The organism is Hungatella hathewayi WAL-18680, from assembly GCF_000235505.1.
Lineage (GTDB): Bacteria > Bacillota > Clostridia > Lachnospirales > Lachnospiraceae > Hungatella_A > Hungatella_A hathewayi_A.
Genome location: NZ_JH379030.1, coordinates 187993 through 212688, shown reverse-complemented (window position 1 = coordinate 212688; position 24696 = coordinate 187993). Strand labels below are relative to the sequence as shown.

At 49.7% G+C, this 24696-nt stretch carries 22 protein-coding genes; 17 read left to right on the top strand and 5 right to left on the bottom strand.

Going from position 1 to position 24696, the window contains the following annotated elements; all coding sequences use genetic code 11:
• Window positions 1–8: 8 nt before the first annotated feature.
• Window positions 9–863, top strand: coding sequence for a DUF3737 family protein (locus HMPREF9473_RS24745; protein WP_034860169.1), 855 nt, complete (start codon window positions 9–11; stop codon window positions 861–863).
• A gap of 1 nt (window position 864) precedes the next feature.
• Window positions 865–2025, top strand: coding sequence for a MalY/PatB family protein (locus HMPREF9473_RS24740; protein ID WP_006782973.1), 1161 nt, complete (start codon window positions 865–867; stop codon window positions 2023–2025).
• Window positions 2026–2087: 62 nt separating this feature from the next.
• Here HMPREF9473_RS24740 and HMPREF9473_RS28315 read toward each other — a convergent pair whose 3' ends face one another.
• Both HMPREF9473_RS28315 and HMPREF9473_RS28310 read right to left on the bottom strand, forming a co-directional pair.
• Window positions 2088–2531, bottom strand: a complete 444-nt coding sequence (locus HMPREF9473_RS28315; protein WP_242830896.1) for a hypothetical protein — start codon at window positions 2529–2531, stop codon at window positions 2088–2090.
• Complete coding sequence (locus HMPREF9473_RS28310; protein WP_006782971.1) at window positions 2497–2907, bottom strand: hypothetical protein; 411 nt, start codon at window positions 2905–2907, stop codon at window positions 2497–2499. The genes HMPREF9473_RS28315 and HMPREF9473_RS28310 overlap by 35 nt, the downstream gene beginning before the upstream one ends.
• A gap of 187 nt (window positions 2908–3094) precedes the next feature.
• Here HMPREF9473_RS28310 and HMPREF9473_RS24725 point away from each other — a divergent pair, with 187 nt between their 5' ends.
• From HMPREF9473_RS24725 to HMPREF9473_RS24700, 6 genes are all read left to right on the top strand, one after another.
• Complete coding sequence (locus tag HMPREF9473_RS24725; protein WP_006782970.1) at window positions 3095–3532, top strand: MarR family winged helix-turn-helix transcriptional regulator; 438 nt, start codon at window positions 3095–3097, stop codon at window positions 3530–3532.
• Window positions 3533–3538: 6 nt separating this feature from the next.
• Entirely contained in the window at window positions 3539–4969 is a 1431-nt protein-coding gene (locus HMPREF9473_RS24720) for an MATE family efflux transporter (protein WP_006782969.1), read from the top strand.
• Window positions 4970–5089: 120 nt separating this feature from the next.
• A complete protein-coding gene (locus HMPREF9473_RS24715; RefSeq protein ID WP_006782968.1) occupies window positions 5090–6253 on the top strand; it encodes an SAM-dependent methyltransferase in 1164 nt (387 codons plus the stop codon).
• A 222-nt stretch (window positions 6254–6475) separates the two neighbouring features.
• Window positions 6476–8680 (top strand): penicillin-binding transpeptidase domain-containing protein, encoded by a 2205-nt coding sequence (locus HMPREF9473_RS24710; RefSeq protein ID WP_006782967.1) that lies wholly within the window; start codon window positions 6476–6478, stop codon window positions 8678–8680.
• Between the two features lie 158 nt (window positions 8681–8838).
• Window positions 8839–10251 carry an alpha/beta hydrolase gene (locus tag HMPREF9473_RS24705; RefSeq protein ID WP_006782966.1) on the top strand — a complete coding sequence of 471 codons (1413 nt, stop codon included), beginning with the start codon at window positions 8839–8841 and terminating at the stop codon, window positions 10249–10251.
• A 91-nt stretch (window positions 10252–10342) separates the two neighbouring features.
• Window positions 10343–10960, top strand: a complete 618-nt coding sequence (locus HMPREF9473_RS24700; RefSeq protein WP_006782965.1) for a GntR family transcriptional regulator — start codon at window positions 10343–10345, stop codon at window positions 10958–10960.
• A 93-nt stretch (window positions 10961–11053) separates the two neighbouring features.
• Here HMPREF9473_RS24700 and HMPREF9473_RS24695 read toward each other — a convergent pair whose 3' ends face one another.
• Genes HMPREF9473_RS24695 through HMPREF9473_RS27520 form a run of 3 tightly spaced genes read right to left on the bottom strand, consistent with a single transcriptional unit; the run spans window position 11054 to window position 14043 of the window.
• Complete coding sequence (locus tag HMPREF9473_RS24695) at window positions 11054–12409, bottom strand: D-serine ammonia-lyase (protein WP_006782964.1); 1356 nt, start codon at window positions 12407–12409, stop codon at window positions 11054–11056.
• A 16-nt stretch (window positions 12410–12425) separates the two neighbouring features.
• Window positions 12426–12773, bottom strand: a complete 348-nt coding sequence (locus HMPREF9473_RS27085; protein WP_006782963.1) for an amidohydrolase family protein — start codon at window positions 12771–12773, stop codon at window positions 12426–12428.
• Window positions 12712–14043 (bottom strand): N-acyl-D-amino-acid deacylase family protein, encoded by a 1332-nt coding sequence (locus HMPREF9473_RS27520; protein WP_006782962.1) that lies wholly within the window; start codon window positions 14041–14043, stop codon window positions 12712–12714. Before HMPREF9473_RS27520 ends, HMPREF9473_RS27085 begins: the two co-directional genes overlap by 62 nt.
• Window positions 14044–14336: 293 nt before the next feature.
• Here HMPREF9473_RS27520 and HMPREF9473_RS24680 point away from each other — a divergent pair, with 293 nt between their 5' ends.
• The 9 genes from HMPREF9473_RS24680 to HMPREF9473_RS24645 all read left to right on the top strand — a co-directional run bounded on the left by HMPREF9473_RS24680 (window position 14337) and on the right by HMPREF9473_RS24645 (window position 24695).
• A complete protein-coding gene (locus HMPREF9473_RS24680) occupies window positions 14337–15170 on the top strand; it encodes a M55 family metallopeptidase (protein WP_006782961.1) in 834 nt (277 codons plus the stop codon).
• Window positions 15171–15202: 32 nt separating this feature from the next.
• Window positions 15203–16645, top strand: a complete 1443-nt coding sequence (locus HMPREF9473_RS24675) for a sodium:solute symporter family protein (RefSeq protein WP_006782960.1) — start codon at window positions 15203–15205, stop codon at window positions 16643–16645.
• Between the two features lie 13 nt (window positions 16646–16658).
• Window positions 16659–17015 carry an EamA family transporter gene (locus HMPREF9473_RS26600; RefSeq protein WP_006782959.1) on the top strand — a complete coding sequence of 119 codons (357 nt, stop codon included), beginning with the start codon at window positions 16659–16661 and terminating at the stop codon, window positions 17013–17015.
• Window positions 16991–17521 (top strand): DMT family transporter, encoded by a 531-nt coding sequence (locus HMPREF9473_RS26595; protein WP_006782958.1) that lies wholly within the window; start codon window positions 16991–16993, stop codon window positions 17519–17521. The genes HMPREF9473_RS26600 and HMPREF9473_RS26595 overlap by 25 nt, the downstream gene beginning before the upstream one ends.
• Before the next feature lie 32 nt (window positions 17522–17553).
• On the top strand, window positions 17554–18978 hold the full coding sequence (locus HMPREF9473_RS24665) for a sodium:solute symporter family protein (protein WP_006782957.1): 1425 nt from the start codon (window positions 17554–17556) through the stop codon (window positions 18976–18978).
• 237 nt (window positions 18979–19215) lie between these two features.
• Entirely contained in the window at window positions 19216–20505 is a 1290-nt protein-coding gene (locus HMPREF9473_RS24660) for a hypothetical protein (RefSeq protein ID WP_006782956.1), read from the top strand.
• A 71-nt stretch (window positions 20506–20576) separates the two neighbouring features.
• Window positions 20577–22724, top strand: a complete 2148-nt coding sequence (locus HMPREF9473_RS24655) for a hydantoinase/oxoprolinase family protein (protein ID WP_006782955.1) — start codon at window positions 20577–20579, stop codon at window positions 22722–22724.
• Between the two features lie 19 nt (window positions 22725–22743).
• On the top strand, window positions 22744–23376 hold the full coding sequence (locus tag HMPREF9473_RS24650; protein WP_034860126.1) for a hypothetical protein: 633 nt from the start codon (window positions 22744–22746) through the stop codon (window positions 23374–23376).
• Complete coding sequence (locus HMPREF9473_RS24645; RefSeq protein WP_006782953.1) at window positions 23367–24695, top strand: FAD-dependent oxidoreductase; 1329 nt, start codon at window positions 23367–23369, stop codon at window positions 24693–24695. Before HMPREF9473_RS24650 ends, HMPREF9473_RS24645 begins: the two co-directional genes overlap by 10 nt.
• Window position 24696 lies beyond the last annotated feature (1 nt).

Genomic DNA, 24696 nt, shown 5'->3' with positions numbered 1-24696 from the left:
GAGAGAACATGAAAAATATAAACCAGAAGTTTTTAACAGGAGAACGTGCATTATTCCAGGGAAAGGATTTGAAAATCTATGATACGACCTTTGCTGATGGGGAATCCCCGTTGAAGGAAAGCAGCAACATTGAACTTTATCGCAGCATGTTCAAATGGAAATATCCGCTGTGGTACAGCCGTGATATCAAACTGGAGGACTGCGTGGTGTTTGAGATGGGGCGGGCCGGAATCTGGTATACGGAGAATATTTCCATGAAAAACTGCATCGTGGAAGCGCCCAAAAACTTCCGCCGCACCAACGGAATCGAGCTGGAGCGCGTCACCATGCCGAATGCTGCGGAGACCTTGTGGAACTGTGACCAGATTCGGATGAATCAGGTATCCGCGAAGGGGGATTATTTTGCGATGAACAGCAGCAATCTCTATATCGACGGTTTCGAGCTGGTAGGAAATTACTCCTTTGACGGGGTGAAACATGGGGAAATCCATCACGCAAGACTGCTGTCCAAGGATGCGTTCTGGAACAGTGAAAATGTAACCGTTTATGATTCCTTTATCTCCGGCGAATATTTAGGATGGAATGCGAAAAACCTGACGTTCATCAACTGTACCATTGAGAGCAATCAGGGCATGTGTTACATTGACAATCTGGTGATGAAAAACTGCCGGCTTTTAAATACAACCCTTGCTTTTGAATACTCCACGGTGGATGTAGAGGTAACCAATACCATCGACAGTGTTTTAAATCCGAAAAGCGGTATAATCCGGGCTGAAAAGATTGAGGAGCTGATTATGGATGCCTCAAAGGTTGATGTGACGAAAACGCTTATACAGCCGAAAGAATTAAAGGAGGCCGTATAGGATGCCTTACAATTTTGATAAGTTAACCGAGCGGAGGGGAACTGGCTCCATGAAATGGGATGTCCCGGAGGGGGAGCTTCCCATGTGGGTGGCGGATATGGATTTTGAGACAGCCCCGGAAATCAGGGAAGCGCTGATAAAACGGGCGTCCCACGGTATCTTTGGCTATACGGTAGTTCCGGATGCGTGGAGAGACGCAGTCGCTGGCTGGTGGGAACGGCGTCACGGCTTTGTGATGGAAAAAGACTGGCTGGTGTTTACTACCGGGGTGGTTCCGGCCATTTCCAGTGCAGTCAGAAAGCTGACGACGGTTGGGGAAAATGTGCTGGTTCAGACGCCGGTCTACAATATCTTTTTTCATTCTATCCGAAACAATGGCCGTAACATTATCGAGAACCAGTTACTCTATGATGGAGCGAATTACCGGATTGACTGGAAAGATTTAGAGAAGAAGCTGTCAGAGCCCCAAACGACACTGATGATTCTCTGTAATCCACACAATCCCACCGGTATGATTTGGAGCAGGGAGGAGCTGGGGAGGATTGGGGAACTCTGCGCGGCCAATCATGTGAGGGTACTGACAGATGAAATCCACTGCGATTTGACAGAGCCGGGATACAGCTATATTCCGTTTGCATCGGTGTCGGAGAAATGTGCGCAGAACAGTGTCACCTGCCTGGCTCCCACAAAAGCCTTCAATCTGGCGGGGCTGCAGACCGCGGCGGTCATGGTGCCAAACAAAGAACTGCGCCATAGGATGGAGCGGGCCCTGAATACGGATGAGGTGGCGGAACCCAATGCCTTTGCCATTGATGCGGCCATTGCAGCGTTTACAAAAGGAGATAGCTGGCTGGATGCTCTCAGGAAGTATCTGGCACAAAACCGGGAAACGGTCCGCAAATTCCTGAAAGCTGAAATACCGGAGGTGTCTCTGGTACCGGCCCATGCCACTTACTTACTCTGGCTGGACTGCAGTGGAATCATTGAAGACGCGTCAGAATTGTGCCGGTACCTCCGGGCGGAGACAGGACTTTATCTGTCGGCCGGCATGGTATATGGTGGAAACGGAAGAGCGTTTCTGCGGATGAATACGGCATGTCCGAGAGAGCGGCTTCTGGATGGACTGGAACGTTTGAGACGGGGCATTAAAGTTTACACATAATCTATTGCGGGATGAGGCTGCTGTAAAAGTGGCCTGCCCTTTTTTTATAACAGGTTAGAACCTTACAAGAAAGTATAAATGCACACAAATAATATAATAGCCAGCAGAATAAGGACCAGAAAAATGAAACCGACCAATTTTACAATCTTTTTTGCCTGGGCGGAACCCTGTTCCATCAAGGTGTTTAAGTTCCGCTCCAATTCATCCGCAGTCTGCTGGCCAAATTCCTCGGCAATCCAGTTTGGATTGTATTTGTCGTTATTCTTGCCATAGGTATAGCTTGTAGTTATTTCAACGGAGTTCTTGGTGAATTCCCCGCTGTTATTATATTTCCGATAGTCATAATAAACGGTGAAGAATGATAGAATTGGGACGATGGATTCATATTCATCCTTTATGTGAAGAAAATAGGAATCCAGGTTGTCTATAACTGTAAGGGGCTTCGTGATTTGCGCAATCTGTTTATCGCCGTCATAGATGGACACATAATTGTTTTTCCTTATCAAGGCTGTATCCCAGAAAAACCTTTCCCATGCACTCGATACAGAATTTACTGTCAAACATGCCATTCTGCATGACATAGAAGGACCCTTCGGTACCATTTCCGCTGATGATTTCAAATTGTCCGAAACGCTGTTCCTTTGTCAGCAGATATTTAAATGGAATCGACTCCTCCACAAGGTTGTCGATGAATTTATAACGTGTCGTATAAATAGGCTCCCATGCAGAATTGGAGAAGGTGAGTTCACGTAGATTTTCTGCCTTAAACGGCAAAGAAATGTTCATCCAGGGGGCTTTCGCCTGAAATAATAGTTGGCCGTTGGAGGAAACTTCATACAGATTTTCAGAATTTGCTTTTGTTTGTTGTATTGTAACCAGCATAGGTGGTATCCTTTCTGCGCGGAAATGATAGATAGAAATATTCTAACGCGCAATCATATCATCATTTTCTTAAAAGTATATCATATAAGCCCTGTCTTCACAATAATGGCACAAATTAGTTGACTCCCCAACTAATTTGTGCTATATTAATTTGGTTGAATATCCAACTAAATTATGGGAGATGATGATGAAGCAGATTACGACAATGAGCCACATATCCATGATATACCGGCAGGTGCATCGGTTTTATGACAGGAAACTGGTGGAGTATGGGATTGGCAGCGGGCAGCTGTCTTTTTTGGTGTGTATCCATGAGCATGAGGGAATCAGTATGTATGGGGTGGCGCAGCTGGGGCATTTTGACAAGGGGACGGTGACGAAGGGGATTCAGAAGCTGGAGGAGCAGGGATATATCCGGGTGGAGATGGATGAGACGGATAAGCGCTCCAGATGTTTATATACGACGGAGAAGGCGGTTGCCATCATTGAACAGCTCTATGATATCAGGCAGGCGTGGAATGAGATTTTGGTGGACGGTCTGACACCCGAGGAGTGTGCACAGGCAGAACAGTTACTGAAAAGAATGGCAGAAAATGCATGGAAGTACATGAATGAAAGGAGTTAGACAACTATGAGTGAAGTTACAACAATACAGAAAGAAAATCCGCTGGGTACGGAGCCGGTCGGCAAGTTACTGCTGGCCTTCTCCGTACCTTCGATTATTGCGTGTCTGGTCAATTCGGTGTACAACATCGTGGACCAGATTTTTATTGGACAGGGAGTGGGGTATCTGGGAAATGCCGCCACTACGGTTTCGTTTCCGATGATGACCATTGTCATGGCCTTTGCGACGCTGGCCGGTTCCGGTGGCGGGGCCTATGCGGCTATCAAGCTGGGGGAGCGGAATGAGCATGAGGCGAATGTGACGCTGAACAACCTGTTTACGATATCCCTTATCATCGGGATTGCCATATCCGGGCTGGGGCTGCTGTTTCTGGACCCGCTGCTTCGGATGTTTGGCGCTACGGAGACGATTATGCCATATGCCAGGGATTACGCTTCCATTGTTCTGATGGGAGTGCCTTTCAGTGTGCTGGGGGTTACGATGTCCAACATGGCGAGGACGGATGGGAATCCGCGGCTTTCCATGTATGGAATTTTGATTGGCGCGGCTCTGAATACGATTCTGGACCCGCTGTATATTTTTGTGTTCCATTGGGGAGTGAAAGGGGCAGCGATCGCCACGATTACGTCCCAGATATTGTCGGCCGGCATTTTATGCCACTATTTCTGGAAACGGGGGAATATGCGTTTTCAGTTGAAACTGATGAAACTGGTGCCGGGAGTCTGCAAGGGGTTCCTGGTGATGGGGGCTTCCTCTGGCATTTCCCAGCTGGTGGCCTGTGTGATGCAGGTGGTGATGAACAATTCGCTGGTGCATTACGGGAACCAGAGCGAGGTGACCGGGGATGTGGCGCTGAGCGCCATGGGAATTGTGATGAAGATTGTGATGATTCTTGGCTCCTTCTGTATCGGCATCGGGGTGGGCTCCCAGCCTATTCTGGGGTACAACTACGGGGCGGGGAATTATAAGCGAATCCGGTCTACCTATGGCAAGGCCATTATCTATGCTACAGTTTCGGTGTCGGTGGGATGGCTGATCTGTCAGACGGTGCCGCACCTGATACTAAGTCTGTTTGGAAGTGGAAATGCACAGTTTACGCAGTTTGCTGTCAAATGTATGAGGATTTACCTGGGCGGCCTGTTCTGCTCTGGGTTCCAGATTGTGTCGACCAACTATTTTCAGGCGACGGGGCAGCCGCTTAAGGCGTCGATTCTGTCCATGATGCGGCAGTTGATTCTTCTGATTCCGCTGCTGTTGATTCTGCCGCTGTTTTTCGGTCTGGACGGAATTCTTTATGCCGGGCCGGTGGCGGATATTGGTTCTGCCATTGTGGTGGCCTGTTTTGTGATTCCCTCGATGAAAAAGCTGAATCGGCAGATTCAGGAGAAAGAGGAGATGGAGAAGACGCAGGGGTGTCCGGTGGGCGCTTCGGTGTGAAGCGGATTGGAAGTTATGGAGTGAGTGTGCGGCTGGGGAAATGAGCGCTGTCTGGTATGAAGCATGTCTGGGATGGGCATATTAAGGGTAAGAATATCTTGATATGTGAGGGCAGACGAAATGTTAGAAGAGCATGTGTTAGTATCGTTTTTACAGAAATTTGACCAGTATCCGTTCTGTGTGAAAATCAATGGGAAGGAATACCGGATTGGGGAGGGGGAGCCGGAGTTTACGGTGAATGTTAAGAAGCCGATTCCGCTGGCTTCCCTGATGACAAGCACTTCGCTGGCGCTGGGTGAGGCGTATATGGACGGGGATTTGGAGATTGAAGGAAATCTTTACTATGCTCTGGATCATTTTCTGGGGCAGATGGATAAGTTTTCCACGGACGAGTCGACGCTTAAGAAGCTGATGCACCCGCCTACCACAAAGCACAACCAGCAGAAGGAAGTGCAGAGCCATTATGATATCGGAAATGATTTCTATAAGCTGTGGCTGGATGAGACGATGAGTTATTCCTGCGGGTATTTCCTGCATCCGGATGACACGCTTTTCCAGGCGCAGGTGAATAAGGTGGATTACATTTTACAGAAATTGTATTTGAAGAAGGGGATGTCCCTGCTGGATATTGGCTGTGGGTGGGGATTTCTGCTCATTGAGGCGGCGAAAAAATATGGTGTGCAGGGAATGGGCATTACGCTGAGTGAGGAGCAGTATCGGGAAGTCAAGCGGCGGATTGCGGCGGAGCATCTGGAGGAGCTTGTCACGGTGGAGTTGATGGATTACCGGGATTTGCCCAAATGCGGACGAAAATTCGACCGTATTGTGAGTGTTGGGATGGTGGAGCATGTGGGACGGGACCATTATCAGCTGTTTATGGACTGCGGAAAGAAGGTGCTGAAGCCGGGCGGGCTGTTTTTGCTGCATTTTATCAGCGGCCTGAAGGAGCACGCCGGGGACCCGTGGATTAAGAAATACATTTTCCAGGGAGGAATGGTTCCCAGTCTCAGGGAAATGCTTGCCTGCGCGGCGGAAGACGGATTCCATACTTTGGATGTAGAGAATCTCCGACCTCATTATAATCGGACGCTGTTGTGCTGGGAGAGGAATTACCGGGAGCATTTAAACGAGGTACGCAGTATGTTTGATGAGCGGTTTGTGAGGATGTGGGATTTGTATTTGTCGGCCTGCGCGGCGACATTTCACAATGGGATTATCGATTTGCACCAGATTTTGTTTTCGGAGGGAATTAATAATCAGCTGCCGTTGGTGAGATGGTATTAGAGTGGGGATAGGTAACAGCGGGAGCAGGGAAACTTGCTCCCGTTCGTTTTAAGAAACAAAAGAATATCAAAATTATGGAATTAGCAGCCTTTGATATTACGTTAAAATTTTCTTAAGAATTTTAAAGATAAAGTCCGTGATATTGACTTCATATATTACATGTGTAATAATTAGGGATGATTGGCATGGAATTTGAGTTTTGTCATTTGGAAGGAGTTAAACATGAGGCGCAGAAGAAAATCAAGGGCTGTTTTGGTGATACCGGCGGTTTTGGCAGTGATATTGATGGTAGTTGGTGGCTGTGTGTTCTGGTTTGTGTCACATAGAGCGGTGGAACCGGAAAAGAAACGGCCGGATACATTATTGATGGAATATATGCAGTATATTGCAGATGGAAACTATGAGGCGATGTATGGAATGCTGGACGGGCAGAGCCATTTAAACATCAGTCTGGAGGATTTTGTTGACAGGAATAAAAAAATTTATGAGGGAATCGAGGCTTCCAATATCCGAATTGAGATAATCGAGACGGAGCAGAGGGAGGACGGGACGGAAGCGGTGAATTACCAGACCACTATGGATACCATGGCGGGGGAAGTCAGCTTTTTTAACCAGGTGGATTTCCATGAGGAAGAGATTGTTCCGGTAACTGATGGGACGGAGAGTGGGAAAGAAAGTAAGAAAAGAAATAAAAAAGTGGACACCGAATATAAAATGTCCTGGAGCGACTGGGTGATATTCCCACAGCTGACGCGGACAGACAAGGTGCGGGTACATACGGACAAGGCGTCGAGAGGACGGGTGCTGGACAGAGACGGGAATCTTCTGGCCGGGGAGGGAACCGCCTCCCTGGTGGGACTTGTGCCGGGAAAGATGAACCGGGATGAGCAGTCGGAGCATGGCTATCTGGAGGAAGACATCCAGCATCTTTCCGTTCTGCTTGGAGTCTCCGAAGAGTCCATCATCAAGAAACTTTCCGCCGGCTGGGTCAAGGATGATTCCTTGGTGCCTCTGAAAACATTAAAAAAGGTAAATGAACTTGACTTAAAATCGGAATCGCCGGACGAAGGGAATCTTCAAAACCGGGCGGTGCAGGATGAGTTGTTGACGATTCCTGGAATCATGATTACGGATACCACTGTGAGGGGATATCCTTTAGAGGAGAAGGCTGCCCATCTGGTGGGCTATGTCCAGAATGTGACTGCGGAGGATTTGGAAAAGCATCAGGGAGAAGGTTACCTGACGGACAGTGTGATTGGCCGAAACGGTATGGAAGGATTGTATGAGACGGAGTTAAAAGGGCAGAACGGCACCAGAATTACGATTGTCACAGCCGATGGCACGGAGAAACTGGTTCTGGCCTCCACCGTGAGGAGTGACGGCCAGGATATCCGGCTGACCATAGACAGCCAGCTGCAGTCCCTGATTTACGATACCTTCAAGGACCGCAAAAGCTGTACGGTTGCCATGAATCCGCTGACGGGAGAGGTACTGGCGCTGGTGAACACCCCAAGCTATGACAACAATGATTTTATTCTCGGTCTGTCGGAAGAGAAGTGGGCGTCGCTCAACGAGGACGAGAGAAATCCCATGTTAAACCGGTTCCGACAGCGTTTCGCCCCAGGCTCCTCCTTTAAACCGATTACGGGAGCCATCGGCCTGACGTCCGGCGCCCTGAGTCCCAGTGAGAGCTTCGGCGAGACGGTGGCGCCTATGAGCTGGCAGAAGGACGCCAGCTGGGGCAGGTATGAGGTGACGACGCTGCACAGTTACAGCCCGGTGAACCTGGAAAATGCCTATATTTATTCCGATAACATTTACTTTGCGAGGGCCGCCTTAAAGATTGGCGCCAATGACTTTATGGCCGGACTTGACAGACTGGGATTCAACCAGGATATCCCGTTTGAGATTACCCTGGCGAAGGGCCAGTATTCCAACACGGACAACATCGAGACAGAGATTCAGCTGGCGGACAGCGGCTACGGACAGGGAGAGGTTCTGATTAACCCCGTCCACCTGGCATCCCTATACACCATGTTCCCCAACCGTGGCACCGTTTTAAAGCCATCTCTCCTCTACAAAGAGAATCCGTCCCCGGAGCCATGGATTCAACAGGCATGCTCCCCCGAGGCAGCAGAGATCGTGGAGCAGGATTTAATCCAGGTGGTCAGCTCCGAGCACGGAACCGGCCACAAAGCCATGAGAAGCGACATCACGCTGGCAGGAAAGACCGGAACCGCCGAGATAAAAGCCTCCAAGGATGACACAAGCGGCACGGAGCTGGGCTGGTTTGCCGTCTACACCGCCGACAGCAGTATCCGGACTCCCATCCTCATGGTGAGCATGGTGGAGGACGTAAAGAACGAGGGCGGCAGCGGACTGGTGGTGGAGCGGGCCAAGCGGATTCTGGACAGCTATCTGCGGTAAGCCGGACGTCTAATGGGTAGGACTAAAAATTGTTAAAAGAGTGTGCGTTGGATTTTTAAAACTGAATTGTTTTCATATTTTGATATTGATATCAATTTGATAATGTGATATCATATTACTGGCATTTATTTAATGAACTAATAAAAGGAGCTAAAAATATGAAATTCAATCGAAAAGGGCTGGTTCTGCTGACAGCCGCAATGACACTCACTGCCTGTAAAGATTTCCAGCAGTCTGACCAGCCGTCCTCCTCTGTGGCGCCGCCGGTCGAGATATCCACAGAGATACCCTCAGAACCAAGTTTAGATAAGCAGGAACTTGAGAACCGTGCCGCCGCTTATGTGGAGTTATTCCGTCAGGGGCAGTTTGACAGTTTCTATCAGGAGGCGGGGACGCTTTTGCAAAATGAGATTACCCAGGAACAGTTAAAACAGGAGTGGAGTGGACTCATGACGGCTGCCCGTGTATACGGCGGCAGTGAATCAATACAGACCACGCAGGCGGAAGGAAAAACCAACGTGCAGGTGACTTCGGTTCACTCACGCTATCATGTACTTACAAGTTTTACTTTTTCAGATGATGGGACTGTTGAGGCGCTTTCCATGGATTTGGGCCCCCTGGCCGTGGTGCCGGAATCAGGGGAAAACTGGGAGGAAATTCCGATTCAGCTGGGGTATGATGCGCAGAAACAATTGAACGGAATGCTGACACTGCCTAAAAAGGTGGAGAATCCTCCGGTGGTGATTCTGGTGCACGGTTCAGGGGCTCAGGGGATGGATTGCCGGATTGGCGCGGCAGACAACAGGCCGTTTGCCGACCTTGCGCAGGGACTGGCGGACAATGGGATTGCCTCCATCCGCTATGATAAGCGCTCCTATGTTTATCCGGAGGATGTGATAGATGTCCAGACTGAGTATTTGTATGATGTCCAGGATGCGGTGCGTTTTGCACTGGAGGAACCGCGGGTGGATGGCAGTCAGTTATACCTGATTGGCCATAGTCAGGGCGGAATGCTCTCACCTAAATTCGCACTGGATAATCCGGAAATCAAGGGAATCGTTTCCCTGGGAGGGACACTCCGCCGGATTGAAGATATTATTCTGGAACAAAACAAGACCATGATGGAGCAGAATACCACACTGTCTGAAGAAGAAAAGGCCGCTCATATTGCCAAAATCCAGAGTGAACTGGACAGGGTTCACGGGCTTACTCCGGAAAGCACGGATGCCCAGGATGAAATGCTTCTGGGTTATCCGGTGAGTTACTGGGTCAGTCTGAATGCCATTGACCAGAAAGCGATTGCGCAGGAATTAACCATCCCCATGCTGATCCTGCAGGGCGACAATGATTTTCAGGTGCGGTATGATACGGACTTTAAATTGTGGCAGGAGGTTCTGGGAGGCCGTGAAAATGTTACATTCCGGCATTATGCTGGGCTGAGTCATGTGTTTATGCCCGGCAGTCTGGAGCGCTTTGACAGTTCATCCTATGATGCGCCTGCTAAGATGGATACCCAGGTAATTCAGGATATCTCCGGGTGGATTCACAGCCAGACGGAGGAGGAATCCTGAAAAATGACGATGGATACAGGGGATTCTTCTTGACAAAACTCCTGCACTTAGATATCATTATTATATATTGATATCATGACAAGGTGAAAAAATGGAAGAAAATAAGAATGCAGAATATGAGATATACAAGGAACTTCGCCGCAAGATTTTACTTGGGGAGATAAAAGAAGGAGAGCGGCTTGTGGAGACGACTCTGGCCGCTGATTTTCATGCCAGCCGGCTTCACATCAAAAGCGCCCTGCGCCTGTTGGAGCAGGAAAATCTGGCGCAGCATATTCCCCAGTGTGGTTTTGTGGCCAAAGGGGTTACGGAGGAGGCCATCGAGGAGATAGTAGAACTGCGGATTGCGCTGGAGCGGGTTGTCTTTAAGCGTCTGGTTCAGGTGATTACGGATGAGGAGATTGCACAGCTTCGAAAAACGACCCAGCGTGTGGTGGTGTTTCTGCAGAATGATATGGTGGAAGACGCGATGGAAGAGGTTGACCACTTTTACAGTTTTGTCTATGAGAAGAGCCACTTGGAGCGAATCACTTCGATACTGGATACTTATACCGACTATCTGAAGATTATCCGACGCAGGTCAGCTTCCGATATTGACCGTAACCAGGCTTCTATGCAGCTGCTTCAGGATATCATGGGGGCAATCGAAAAAAGAGATACGGAAACACTTCTGCGCCATATTGAGCGAAGGAGAATTACGGCAGATTAAACCAGAACAGAGTGCGGCCGCCGCTTGAGCGGCCATAAGAAAATCCGGCAGATTCCAAAGAATCCGCCGGATTTTTTTGCGCGTCATCCTTTTTTAGAGTGACGCCCCTTTCCGGTAGTAGCGCTCCATCTCTTCTTTTGGAACCATGCTGCCGCCGGTCGCCCAGACGAGCTGAGTTCCCTGAGACACAGCGGGAAGCAGATGTTCTATCTCTAAATATTCCCTGAAAGCAGGCGTTTTCACAAGCTGTACCGGTCCATACATGCCGGCCAGGGCGCTTGGCTCCAGGTACAGGTTTTCCGTATCGGCCAGCTTCGCCAGCATATGATACATCCGTTCATCGGAGAGAGAGTAGCACCCGCTCATGAAGGGACGCATAAGCCCGCCTACAAAACCGGAGGCCCGTCCCACGGCCAGTCCGTCGGCAACCGTCCGGTTGTCGATTCCAAAATCCTGTACGCTGATTCGGCTGTTCTCCCCTGTCGCCATGCCTAGCATCATGCAGCAGGAGTGGGTGGGTTCCGCGAAGAAACAGTGTACAGCGTCCCCAAACACAAGTTTTAAGCCAAAGGCAACGCCGCCCGGTCCGCCGCCGACCCCACACGGAAGATAGACAAACAGGGGATGTTCCTGGTCAACCGGAATCTTTTGCTGTTCCAGCTGGTTTTTCAGGCGTAAAGCCGCAACAGAATACCCTAAAAACAGTGTTTTGGAGTTTTCATCATCGACGAAATGGCAGTATGGGTCATGTTCCGCTGATTTTCTTCCCTTCTCCACAGCAATACTGTAATCGGAAGCATATTCCATGACGGTTACGCCCTTGCTGCGCAGCATATCCTTCTTCCACTGGCGGGCATCTGCCGACATGTGAACGGTGACACGAAATCCCAGTCTGGCGCTGATGATGCCGATGGACAGTCCTAAATTGCCGGTGGACCCCACGCAGATAGCATAGCGGGAAAATAACTCCTGAAACGGCGGGGATGCCAAAATACTGTAATCATCGCTTTCTTTCAGCATACCGGCTTGGAAAGCGATATCCTCAGCGGTTTTTAGAACCTCGTAAATGCCGCCCCTGGCCTTGATGGAGCCGGAGATGGGCAGGTGGCTGTCCAGCTTGATCATAAGTGTCCCTGGCAGTGTGATTTCTTCCTCCTGTTCCAGGGCCTTCTGCATGTTGGGAATCGCCTGCAGTGGGGATTCCAGGATGCCCTGCATCGGGACCGTCTCAGGGAAAGCAGCCATAAAAAAGGCGGCGAAGCGTTCCAGTCTTCTGCTGGCGTCCTCCACATCTACCAGACTTAAGGGGCACTGGGAGAAGGCTTTTGAGAAGGTCTCTTTTTGAGGGTTGCGCCAGCAGGTTTCACGCAGAGCGCAGATATCTTCAATAATCGGGAATTCCTGCTTCCAGGCGTCTGCGGTTTTTCCAAGAATCAATGTATCATTCATACGGTCTGATTTCCTTTCATGATATGGTCTTTTTGTTTTTTCTGACTATGGTTCCGGCGTGCTGACGGGTGATGGTTCCATGGTCCAGCACAAGTTGACCGGCCACGAATACCAGATTAATTCCCTCGTTCTCCGCATAAGGATTCTGATAATCTCCATGGTCAATGACGCGCTCCGGGTCTACCACTACCAAATCAGCGTCCATCCCTTCCAGAATCCGACCCTTCGTCTCCATACCGAAGATATCCGCAGGCATGGAACTCATCTTGCGGATGGCCTCCTCAAACGATACCAGATGTTTCTCACGGACAAAACGGCCCAGAATCCTGGGATAGGTGGAATATCCTCTTGGGTGTGTCGGCATCCCGGCTCCAAACAGCAGGGAATCGGTGCAGACAGATACCAGCGGGCTTCTGGAAAATGTTTTCAACATCGGCATCCGTCATGAAGTGCAGCAGGCAGTTCACTTGGCCGTCATTTTCCTTTAACAGGCGGAAGATGACTTCCACCGGCTCAATATTCCACTCCACAGCCAGCTGGGCCAGACTCTTTTCATGGCATTCCGGATGATTCTTCGTGTGCAAAACTGTCATACCGTCAAATCCGGTGCTGTCCAGCGGGTTCTGCCAGGTTCCGTCATTGTGCAAAATAGCATCGGCAATCTCTTTTTTCAGGGCCGGGTCTTCCAGCCTTTCCAACAGTTTGGCGTTTCCGCCGTCCAGATAGCGGTAAGGGATGGTGGTATTTAATGTGGTTTCCCCCGCGCTGTATGGGTACTGGTCTAAGTGGATGGAGAGCCCCTCGGCGCGGGCTTCCTTCACCAGGCGGTGGATTTCCTTGATATGAGGGGCATTGGCGATACCGGTCACTTTGTGGTGGGATATCAGTAGATGAACCCCGGTGCGGCGGGCCACCTCAATGGAATCCAGTACGGATTGAACGACATGGTCACCCTCATCTTTCATGTGGGTTGCGTAAACGCCTCCATACCGGCTGACAATTCTGCATAAGTCAACGATTTCCTCCATGTCGGCATAGGTGCCGGGAGCATAGACGAAACCGGTGCTCATGCCGACTGCGCCGGCTTCCATGGCTTCTGTCAGAAGTTCATGTACTTTTTTACATTCCCCGTCGGTCAGGGGAGTGGAATCATATCCCTTCACAGCGATGCGGAGCGCTCCGTGTGCCACATAGAAGGCGGTATTGATTTCCGTGTGTAAGGCTTCTACCTCATCTAAGAATCTGCCGAACGTCGTCATGGCGCTCCAGTGCGCCGGGAAGTCCAGACCGACAGCGACGCCCTCGAAGTTATCCTTCAGTTCGGCGAGATAGGCCGGGTTGACAGGCGCAAAACCGATTCCGCAGTTTCCGCTGACTTCCGTGGTAACACCCTGTTTCAGCTTTGGCGTCACGCACTGGTCATGGAACAGATAGCATTCGGAATGTCCGTGCGAATCAATGAATCCGGGGCAGAGGACTTCCTGCGGGGCCAGCTTTAAGATTTTCTGCCCAGGTTCGGCGGGCTCTTGACCGATATAAGTTATTTTTCCGTCTTTGATACCGACGTTTGCAGTATAAATCGGTTTTCCGGTTCCATCTGCAATCTGTGTCTGTTCGATGAATAAATCAAACATGTTCGTACCTCCCTTTGTGAGATTTTTTAACTGTACTTCTCGAATTCGATGATATCATTAAATAATATTGATATCAATATACAAAATTGACAACATTTAAGTCATATTTTTGTTTGTTAGTGATAGTGTGCCAAAAAATCGACAAGATTGTTGTGCATTTTACATATTGATATCAATCAATCAAAATGATAACATTTCGCTGTGAGAGCAATCCAGCCTCGATTCCTTGTCAGCGGACAGGGAACAAGAACCTGCCGATGGGCAGAAAAAACAGAATGGAGGAGAGTATAAAAGTGAAAGTACTTATTTCAGCAGATGCAGAAGGCATCACAGGAATCTTCAAAAAATCGCAGGTGACTCCAGGCAGGCCTGACTACGGCCAGCTTCGCAGCCTGATGGCTCACGATGTGAACGCGGCAATCCGCGGTGCATTTGCAGGGGGAGCTACGGAAGTGGTGGTTAATGACAGCCATAATTATGATGATAACATCCTGCTTGTAGATTTGGACCCGCGGGCCAGCCTGATGTCCGGTACCGATAAGCCGCTCATCATGGCTGAGGGACTGGCGGAGCAGGTGGACGCATTGATGCTGGTGGGATATCATTCCCGCAAAGGGGCAAAAGGCGTCATCAGTCATACTTATTATTACCCCATCGTTGTGGATGCCGCTGTCAATGGCGTTCCATTTGGGGAAGCGGAGTTTGTGTCACATGTGGCCGGTTATTATGGGGTACCGACAGTGTTGCTCACCGGGGATGACTGCGTTACGGCATCCGCAGAGAAACAGATTCCGGGGATTCATACGGCAGTGGTAAAAAAAGTGATTGGCAATGGAAGCGCCCAGCTGTATCATCCGGAGAAGACAGGGAAACTCATCGAGGAAGCGGCAAAAGCAGCTGTGAGTGAATACCGGACCATAGCGCCTGTAAAGCTGGAGGGTCCCATGACACTTACGATTACATTTGCGGCTGCGACTCAGGCCGTCCACGCCTGCAAGGTACCGGGATTTACATTATCTAAGGAGCAGGACAATGTGGTAAGCTATACATGCGATGATTATTTGGAACTTTATAAAGCGTTTTTGGATGCACTCTGGCAGGCAGCCGCTTTTAATGACCAGTGTTAATTTACAAAAAATAAAAAACAGGAGATATCATTATGAATGTAGTCAGCATTGCTGTAATATTAGGATATTTAACACTCATTATCGGAACCATTCTTTACAATGGGCGAAAATCAAAGTCCAGCTTTAAGGACTACGCATTAGCGGGCGGTAAGCTGCCCTGGTTCGTCATCTGCGGCACCATTGTGGCAAGTACCATCGGTGGAGGAAGTCTGATGGGCTTTGTGGGCTCCTTCTATGAATACGGAACGATGTATTTCTGGATGGTGCTGGGCTCCTTCGCCTCCTACCTGATTTTGATTTTCTTTTTATCGGCGCGGATTAACCGGCTGAAGGTTTATACCATTGCGGATATTTTTGAAATGCGTTACGGAAAAGGCGCACAGCTTGTCTCCGGGTTTATCAATATGTTTGTGGGGGTAGCGGTTGGATTCGCCATGTTGTCTTCCTTTGCCTCCCTGTTAAGCAGCTATATTGGAATTGACATGAACTTAGCCAGAATTATTGGCGGTCTGCTGTTTGCGATTACCGTTACGATGGGCGGACTTGCAGGTGCGGCCGTTACTGGAACGATTCAGGCAGTGGTTGTCATCGGTGGGGCGCTCATTATATCGGCCACCGCATTTTCACATGCAGGCGGTGTGCAGGGAATCTCCCAGCTTCCGGCCAATCTTTTGGACATGGGCGCCCAGAACATTCCCCCATTCCTCTTCTGGGGCATGGTGCTGTCCTCGTTCTTCGGCAATTTTGCCGACCAGGCGGCGCTGTTCCAGAGGATTAACGCGGCGCGCACGCCCAAGGACGCGAAGAAGGCTCTCTTCTTAAGTTCTATCATGATTACGGTCTGCATGGGTCTGGTTATGGTCATGGGACTCAGCGCCAAGGTGATTCTAGGCGGAGGCATCGGGGGAAATGATGTCATTGCCGAGCTGTTAAAGACCATGAATCCGGTAATCAGCGGTGTCTATGTGGCAGCCATCATTGCGGCGGTTATTATGACGGCCAATGCCATGTATCTTTCTGCAAGCATGACATTTTCCAAGGATTTACTGAAGCAGTTTAAACCGGATATCTCCGATAAGACTATGGTTTTTTCCAGCCGTGCCTTTGTGTGGGTGATGGTGGCGGTTGGCTATGTGGTCATCACCTTCCAGCCAAGCATCATGAAATGGATTCTGATTGGTTATGCCAGCATCAGCTGTCTGGTTCTGCCGCTTTACGGCGGTCTGGTGACGAAAAAAGCGACTCCGGCTTCCGGAAAATGGTCCCTGGCCCTGTCTATTGCAGGCGTGATTATCTGGGAGGTCCTTGGCTCTCCGTGGGATATCAACTCCCTGTTTATCGCTCTGCTTCTCGGCCTTGTAGGGTTTGTGGCGGGCTTTGCCAACAAGAAGGGCGTGACGCAGGAACAGCTGGAGCTGGTGGATCGGTTCAAGAGTAAGGTGACCGACGCCGACAGTGAAATTCAAGTGGAATAGAAGGAGTACTTACATGAAAATCAGTTCCAAACAAGCGATGCTGCTTATGAGTCTATGTGCGTTTATGTGGAGTATCGGGGGCCTGTTTATCAAGATTCTGCCGTGGCATCCGATGGTCATCAGCGGATTCCGCTCCCTGATTGCCGCGGTGGTGATTGTCATTTACATGCGCTTTAAAGGTTACCGGTTTGTCTTTTCGCCCTGTGTCCTGCTTGCGGGACTGGGGCTGAGTGGGACGATGCTGTTCTTCGTGATAGCCAGCAAACTGACGACCAGTGCCAATGCAATTATCCTCCAATCCACCAATCCGGTTCACATTATGATTATGAGCGCTGTTTTTTTCATGTGCGCTATAAAAAGAGCGAACTGATAGCGGTGGTTGTGACGCTTGCCGGAATCGGCCTGTTTTTTGTGGACCAGCTGTCACCGGGAAATATGCTGGGAAATTTGATTGCGCTGTTAAGTGGTGTTACTATGGGCGTGATGTATTTGTTCAGCCACAAGCTGCCGGATGAAGAGAGTTCCATGAGTTCGGTGCTGCTGGGACAGACGGTGGCGGCGGTGATTGGAGTTTCGTTTACATTCTTCCATCCGACTCCGGTCACTTTGGATACGGTGGGGGCGATTCTTGTGCTGGGAGTGGTGCAGCTGGGAGTTCCCTATGTCCTGTATGCGATTGCGGTGAGAAACTGTCCGGCGCTTTCCTGCTCGCTGATTGGGATGATAGAACCGCTGTTGAATCCGGTCTGGGTATTTCTTTTTGTGGGGGAGAAACCGGGATTTTTCGCTCTGCTGGGAGGGGCGGTTGTGCTGGTTACGGTGGCAGTCTGGTCGGTTATGAGCGCACGCGGCGCAGCGTCCCAGAGTGCGGCCTGACAGAAGATGAAGAGGATGAAGGAGTAAGGTGTATGAATACGTTAAACGCAATTGTAATACCGGTTTATCTGCTTATCATCACAGCTATGATTGTATATTATGGGCGTAAGGCCAAGACATTTAAAGATTATGCGCTGGCAGGTGGAAATCTGCCGTGGCCGGTCATCTGTGGAACTATCATTGCCACCTCCATAGGCGGTGGCAGCATGATGGGGTATGTGGGTTCATTTTACCAGTATGGAGTCATGTATTTCCGGATGGTATTGGGGTCACTGGCATCACAGCTGATTTTAATTTTCTTTTTGTCTGAGCGGATTAAGAGGCTCAATATCTATACCATCGCAGACATCTTCGAGATGCGCTATGGCAAAAAGGCACAGCTGATCGCTGGCGTGATTAATATGTTTGTTGGGGTAGCGGTGGGGGTTGCAATGCTGTCCTCCCTGATATCCCTGCTCAGCAATTATGTGGGCATCAGCGAGAATTTGGCAGGGATCATCGGTGTGCTTCTGCTCTCCATAACCGTTACGATGGGCGGGCTTACGGGGGCGGCCATCACGGACACGATTCAGTCCGCGGTAATTATCGGTGGCGCGCTTACCGTATCCGTGACTGCATTTGTGAAGGCTGGCGGGATACAGGGCTTTTCACAGCTGCCCGCACAGATGACTCACATGGGGGCTCAAAATATCCCGCCCATGCTTTTCTGGGGGATGGTCGCGTCAGCATTTTTCGTCAATTTTGCGGACCAGGCATCCATGTTCCAGCGGATTAACGCAGCCCGCACTCCGAAAGATGCAAAGAAAGCGCTTCTGGCGGGAGCCATTTTTGTGGCGGTCTGTATGGGGCTCGTTATGGTTATGGGACTGAGCGCCAAACTTGTGCTGGGAGACGGAATTGCGGAGAATCAGGTCATCACGGAGCTTTTAAAGCATGTGCATCCTGTGGTTGGAGTGCTCTATGCTTCAGCCATCATCGCAGCTGTGATAACCACGGCCAATGCCATGTACCTCTCCGCAAGCATGACATTTTCCAGGGACTTGGTAAAGCAGTTTGTCCCGGCTCTCACGGACCGGCAGATGATTCGGATCAGCCGTGTGTTTGTCTGGGTTACTGCCGTACTTTCTTTTATCGTTGTGCATTACCAGCCCAGTATCATGAAGTGGATTTTGATTGGATACACCAGCATTACCTGTCTGGTTCTGCCACTCTATGGCGGGCTGGTTACCAAAAAAGCGACGCCGGCTTCCGGCCAGTGGTCGCTGGCGCTGTCCATCATCGGTGTGATTGTCTGGGAAACGCTCGGTTCCCCGTGGGATATCAACTCGGTGTTTGTGGCGCTGCTTTTGGGAACCGTTGGGTTTGTTCTGGGATTTTTTGACAAACGGGGCGTGACGGAGGAACAGATGCGGCTGGTGGATAGTTTTAAATTGGGGGGCAGGGAACAGAGGAAATGACATGTCCTGAAGCACAGCATCGAGACGGAGGGTCATCCGTATCATGCAGATTATATGAATCGCCAAAGCGTAAATTTATATGCTTTGGCGATTTTTTATACCATAATAGCAGCCGACAGCACACAAAATGAAAAAACAAACCAAAAAAAATGAAATTAGTATTGCATTTTACATATAATCATGATAGGATGGGGTTATGAAAAAAACATTCATGAAAAAATGAAAGGAGATTTACAAATGGGAGCAATACTTAATGTGAGGGTGGTTTTGATACTGGTGGTGTTTGCCGTTTTTATCGGTTTAATGATTGCCAAAAAACTTCCTACTATTCTGGCACTGCCAATCCTTGGGGTGATTGTCGCAGTCATTGCGGGAGTACCATTTTTGAAGGCGCCGGAGGCGGATGGACAGACCATCATGGGGTTTGTGATTGGTCAGGGGGCTTCAAGACTGGCGGGAACAATCATAGCCACTATTTTTGGCGGAATGTTCGCCAAGGTCATCCAGAAACAGGGAATTTCTGATGCAATCATTCGAAAAGCGGCGGAGCTGGCAGGGGATAAGCCATATGCCATTGCCTTTGTTTTGACGGCAGCCACAGCCCTGATTTTCTCAGCTATCGGCGGTGCCGGTCCCGTTATCATGGTTTCAACGATTGTCATTCCACTGATGTTATCCGCAGGGATTCCGGACATTGCGGCGGCAAGCCTGGTACTTTTGGGAATCAGCACAGGAGGCTTGTTCAATGTCTCCAACTATCAGTTTTATGTAGATACCATCGGTATGGACATGGAGATTGTTAAGAGCGGTTCCCTGATTATCGGAATTTTGAGTGCGGTGGCAATCATTCTTTACATAATGCTGAATGTAAACAGGAAAAATACCAGAAGTTCCTGGGCAATGCCGGCAAAGAAGGCGGAAAAGGAAGTAGGGATACCTGCCCTTCTGGCTCCGATTGTTCCAATTCTCCTGGTTTTCCTCTTTAAATTTTCGGCGGAGTTAAGCCTTTTGACGGCTATTATCTATACGATACTGGTTACGAAACCTAAACAAATCATTCAGATAGCTTCCGGTTCTTTTGTGGAGGGAATCCAGGATGTGTCCGGTGTGATTGCATTGATGATTGGCATTGGAATTCTTTTGAATGGTGTTTCGGCAAAAGAGACCACGGCATTGATGCAGCCGTTGATTCAGGCGGTTATGCCGTCCTCCCCACTGGTATATGTTGTATTGTTCACCCTGCTGTCCCCGCTGGCTCTTTACCGTGGACCGTTAAATATGTACGGACTTGGCTCAGGATTGGCCAATATTATGATGGCGGCCGGTACGCTCAGCCCCGCTGCGATCGGCATGGCCCTTCGTGCAACAGGAGTGGTACAGGGAGTGTCAGACCCGACCAATACACAAAATGTTATAGTGGCAGACTTTGCCAAGGTCGATGTGAATGCAATTTTAAAATCGACTCTGCCATATACCGTATTGATAACGCTGGGAACCTTGATATATACCGCATGTTTTGTATTTTGATAAGGCAGGACTGTCGTGGGGAAACCTGCGGCAGTCTTTTGGGAATTTGATAAGAAGAAAGGGCAGGCAGAATGAATCGTAAAGTAAGGATTGGAATTGACGTGGGGGGAACATTTACCGATGCGGTTGTCATCGATGACAGCACCTTTGAAGTGATTGGAAAGGCGAAGATACCGACGACCCATCATGCGGGTACAGGAGTTGCGCAGGGAATTGTGACGGTCATCAAAAAGGTCATGGAGGAACAGGATATCAGGCCGGAAGAGGTGGTATTTATTGCCCACGGGACGACCCAGGCCACCAATGCGCTGTTAGAGGGTGATGTGGCAAAGGTAGGAATTGTAGGTATGGGAACAGGTCTGGAGGGAGAACGGGCCAGGACAGAGACAAGGATTGGTGACATAGAACTGGCGCCGGGGAAATTCCTGCATACCGCTCATACGTTTCTTGATTCCTCCAAACTGACGGAGGAGACGGTGGACAGCGCGATTGAAACCCTTAAGAGGGAAGGGGCACAGGTGATTGTGGCTTCGGAATCATATTCGGTAGATAACCCTGACAATGAAATCGCAGTCATAGAGCGGGCAGTTGAAAAACAGGTTCCGGCTACCGGCGGTTATGAGATATCCCAGCTTTATGGTCTTCAGGCCAGAACCAGGACCGCCGTAGTGAATGCGGCGTTAATCCCCAAAATGGTGGAAACCGCGGATATGACGGAACACTCGGTCAAGAAAGCCAATATCACGAAGCCATTGATGATTATGCGGTGTGATGGCGGTGTCATGGATGTGGACGCGGTCAGAAAGCGTCCCATCCTTACCATGTTGTCAGGTCTGGCTGCCGGTGTGGCGGGTGCGTTGATGTATGAAAAGATTACGGATGGAATTTTCTTTGAGGTCGGAGGTACGTCAACAGATATTTCCGTTATCAAAGATGGAAAAGTTATGGTGAAAAATGCCCAGGTAGGAGGAAGGAAACTTTATCTGACTTCATTGGATGTGAGGACACTTGGGATTGCCGGAGGCAGCATGATTGTTGTGCGGGATGGGAAGATAGCCGACGTGGGACCAAGGTCGGCCCATATTGCCAATAAGGAGTATGAGTTGTTTACGGACAAAGAAAATATGATAAACCCCAAGCTCTCTCTGATTGCCCCCAGGCCGGAAGACCATGCGGATTATGCCGTGGTAAGCTGTGCCAACGGATGTGAATACGCCCTTACGCTGGCGGGAGCCGCCAACATTCTCGGTTATGTGCCGGAAGGGGATTATGCCAGCGGCAATCGGGAAGCGGCTGAAACAGCCTGGAAAGCGCTTGCCGATGCGCTGGGAATTACGGTTGAGGAAGCCTGCAAGACCGCGATGAATCTTGCGGCCGGCAAGGTGAAGGCGATTGTGGATGAGCTGATTGAGGATTACAAGCTGAATAAGCAGTTGATCCGCTTTGTGGGTGGAGGCGGTTCTGCCAGCATCATTCCGCCATACCTTGGGGAGATGATGGGGATACGCTGGCAGATTGCGGAGAACGCCCCCTACATCTCAACCATCGGTGTTGCCATGGCTTTAGTCCGGGAACAGGTGGAGCGAAATATTTCCAATCCCACCCAGGATGACATTAAGAGAATCCGCAGCGAGGCGCTGGAAGTGGTGGTGAAGGCCGGAGCCAATCCGGACACGGTGGAGATTACGGTTGAGATAGACAGTCAGAAAAATATTCTCCGGGCGATTGCTGTCGGCGCCACGGAAATGAGGACGAAGGATTTGAATATCCGTTTGAAAACACCGGAGGAATTGGAGGCGGTGGTCAGGGAGTCGGTGGAAAACAGTGACTGTGCGGTTGAGCATCTGGCCCAATCCGGCAGGTGGCATGCGTTTCTCGTAAAACAGGATAAAAAGCGGCTCTTTGGAATGCTCAAACAGGTAAAGAAAACGGTTAAAATTCTTGATGAGGAGGGGGTTATCCGGCTTCAGAAGGATAGCGCCAGCATTTTCACGTTCCATAAGGGGGATATCGAGAGCGAATTTTCAGAATTTGTGGATTCGGTGACGACGTACTCCGATGCGGGGGCGGGAATTCCCAAGATTTATCTCTATTTTAATCAGAAATCCGTGGATTTAAGTGGTATCATGAACAAGGAACAGCTGATTTCACTGGCTGGCATGGAGTGTGAATTTATCGATGACAACACAACAATCATTGCAGTCGCTGCAAAAGAATAAGTTTACGATATTGAGAAATATGGATACGAAAATGTGGTCCCTGATGGAATTAAAAGAGGACCCGTTATTTCGCCATATCAATCAGGAGGATTACCACAGCTATGTGATGCCGGCGATATCGGATGGCAGAAAAAAAGCGGAGACGGTGAACCGGGAGACGATTTACCGTGTTTTGAGGGAGCATAAAGCCATGCCGGAGATGGTCAATACGGGGAATCCGCTGCTGGTGCACTCGGAAACCCTGTTTGAGGGGGGCAGGACCAGGATTGTGATTTATGAGGAGGTCCTACGCAAGATCTTCCTGGCGCTGGAGTCGAAAGGAATCACCATGGATTTTGAGGAACTGGTTTTTCTGCATACGGCCCATGAGTTTTATCATTGCCTGGAGTACTGGAACGGGGAAGATATCAGCAGGAAGTGCCCCGCCGTGGATTACCGTTTTCTGGGAGTTCTTCCGAGAAAGGGCTTGGTACAGAGAACAAGGGAGATTGGCGCCCATGCCTTTGCAAAAGAAGTGTGCCGGCTGGATTTTCATCCGAAGCTTCTGGATTATCTTTTGTGGGAGAGAGAGGATGAGGAGTTTTCAGATACATATTTCAAGGAGTGTATGGAGATGAGAGAGATGATGATGGGGGATTTAAAATGGCAGTGACGGAGGATAGAGGGAAACATGTGGAAACCATGGAATTCGAAACGGTAGTAATCGGCGGAGGAACAGCGGGGGCGTCAGCGGCAATTGCTTCGGCTAAGGCCGGTGTTTCCACACTGATTGTGGAAAAGATGACGGCGCTGGGGGGAACTGCGGTACACAGTCTGGTTATGCCGATGATGGCTTCCCATGTGGAGCATGGGGCGGTTTTTCATGACCTGGAACAGGAATTGACGGACAGAGGAATCCGGACCAGAGACGGGTATTCGGAGGGACTCTGGTTTTCAGGAGAAGAGATGGCGTTCTGCCTGGAGAGTCTGTTTTTAAAATACGGCGGAAAAATCCTGTACGATGCGGTTTTGGTTGACGCGGTGGTGGCAGACGGCCAGATTGACAGCCTATTGGTCAGGACTTCGACGGGCCTGGTCAAGATAAAGGGAAAATGCTACGTGGATGCCAGTGGAGATGCGGTTCTGGCGAGACTCTGCGGAGTGATATGTGAGAGCGGGGATGAAAATGGTGAAAATCAGGTGAGCAGCTTCCGCTTTGAAATGGGCGGTATCGATGTGGAAGCTTATCGAAGCTATTGCCAGAGTATCAATGATGATTTCTGCCCTATGAAGAGAGGGGAATACTTTGAATCCGCCATGGTTGGAGGAAATGGATTTGCACTGGAACCGATATTCAGAAAAGGCGTGGATGCCGGGATATTGCTGGAAGAAGACCTGCGTTACTATCAGTGTTTTACCATTCCGGGAAAAGACGGAAGCATGTCATTTAACTGTCCACATATAAAGGGGCTTACCCATAATACCGATTTGTGGAGCCGCTCGGAGGGAATCATAAAAGGCAGGCAGATGGTCCGGCGTCTTGCCGCATTTTTGAAGGCCTATATGCCGGGATTTGAACATGCCTATCTTCAGCGGGAAGCGTCGATGCTGGGAATCCGGGAATCCTGGAGAATCAGAGGCATCTACACGCTTACGGAGGAGGATTACTTAAAACGGGCGAAGTTTGAGGACGGAGTGGTCCGGGGGGACTGGTATATTGATGTGCACTCCTCCAGTCAGGGACTGGTCCAGAAGAATAAATATGAGGCGGGGGAATACTATGAGATACCATACCGCAGCCTTGTGACGGAAGAGATTGGTAATCTGATTGTGGCGGGCCGGTGTATTTCCACAACGTTTCTCATGCAGGCAAGCATCCGGATTCAGCCGACTTTGATTGATATGGGAGAAGTGGTGGGGAAAGCCTGCCATTATTCTGTGCATCATCAGATACCATTGAATGAGATACATGGAAACGTGTTGAGAGGTTAAT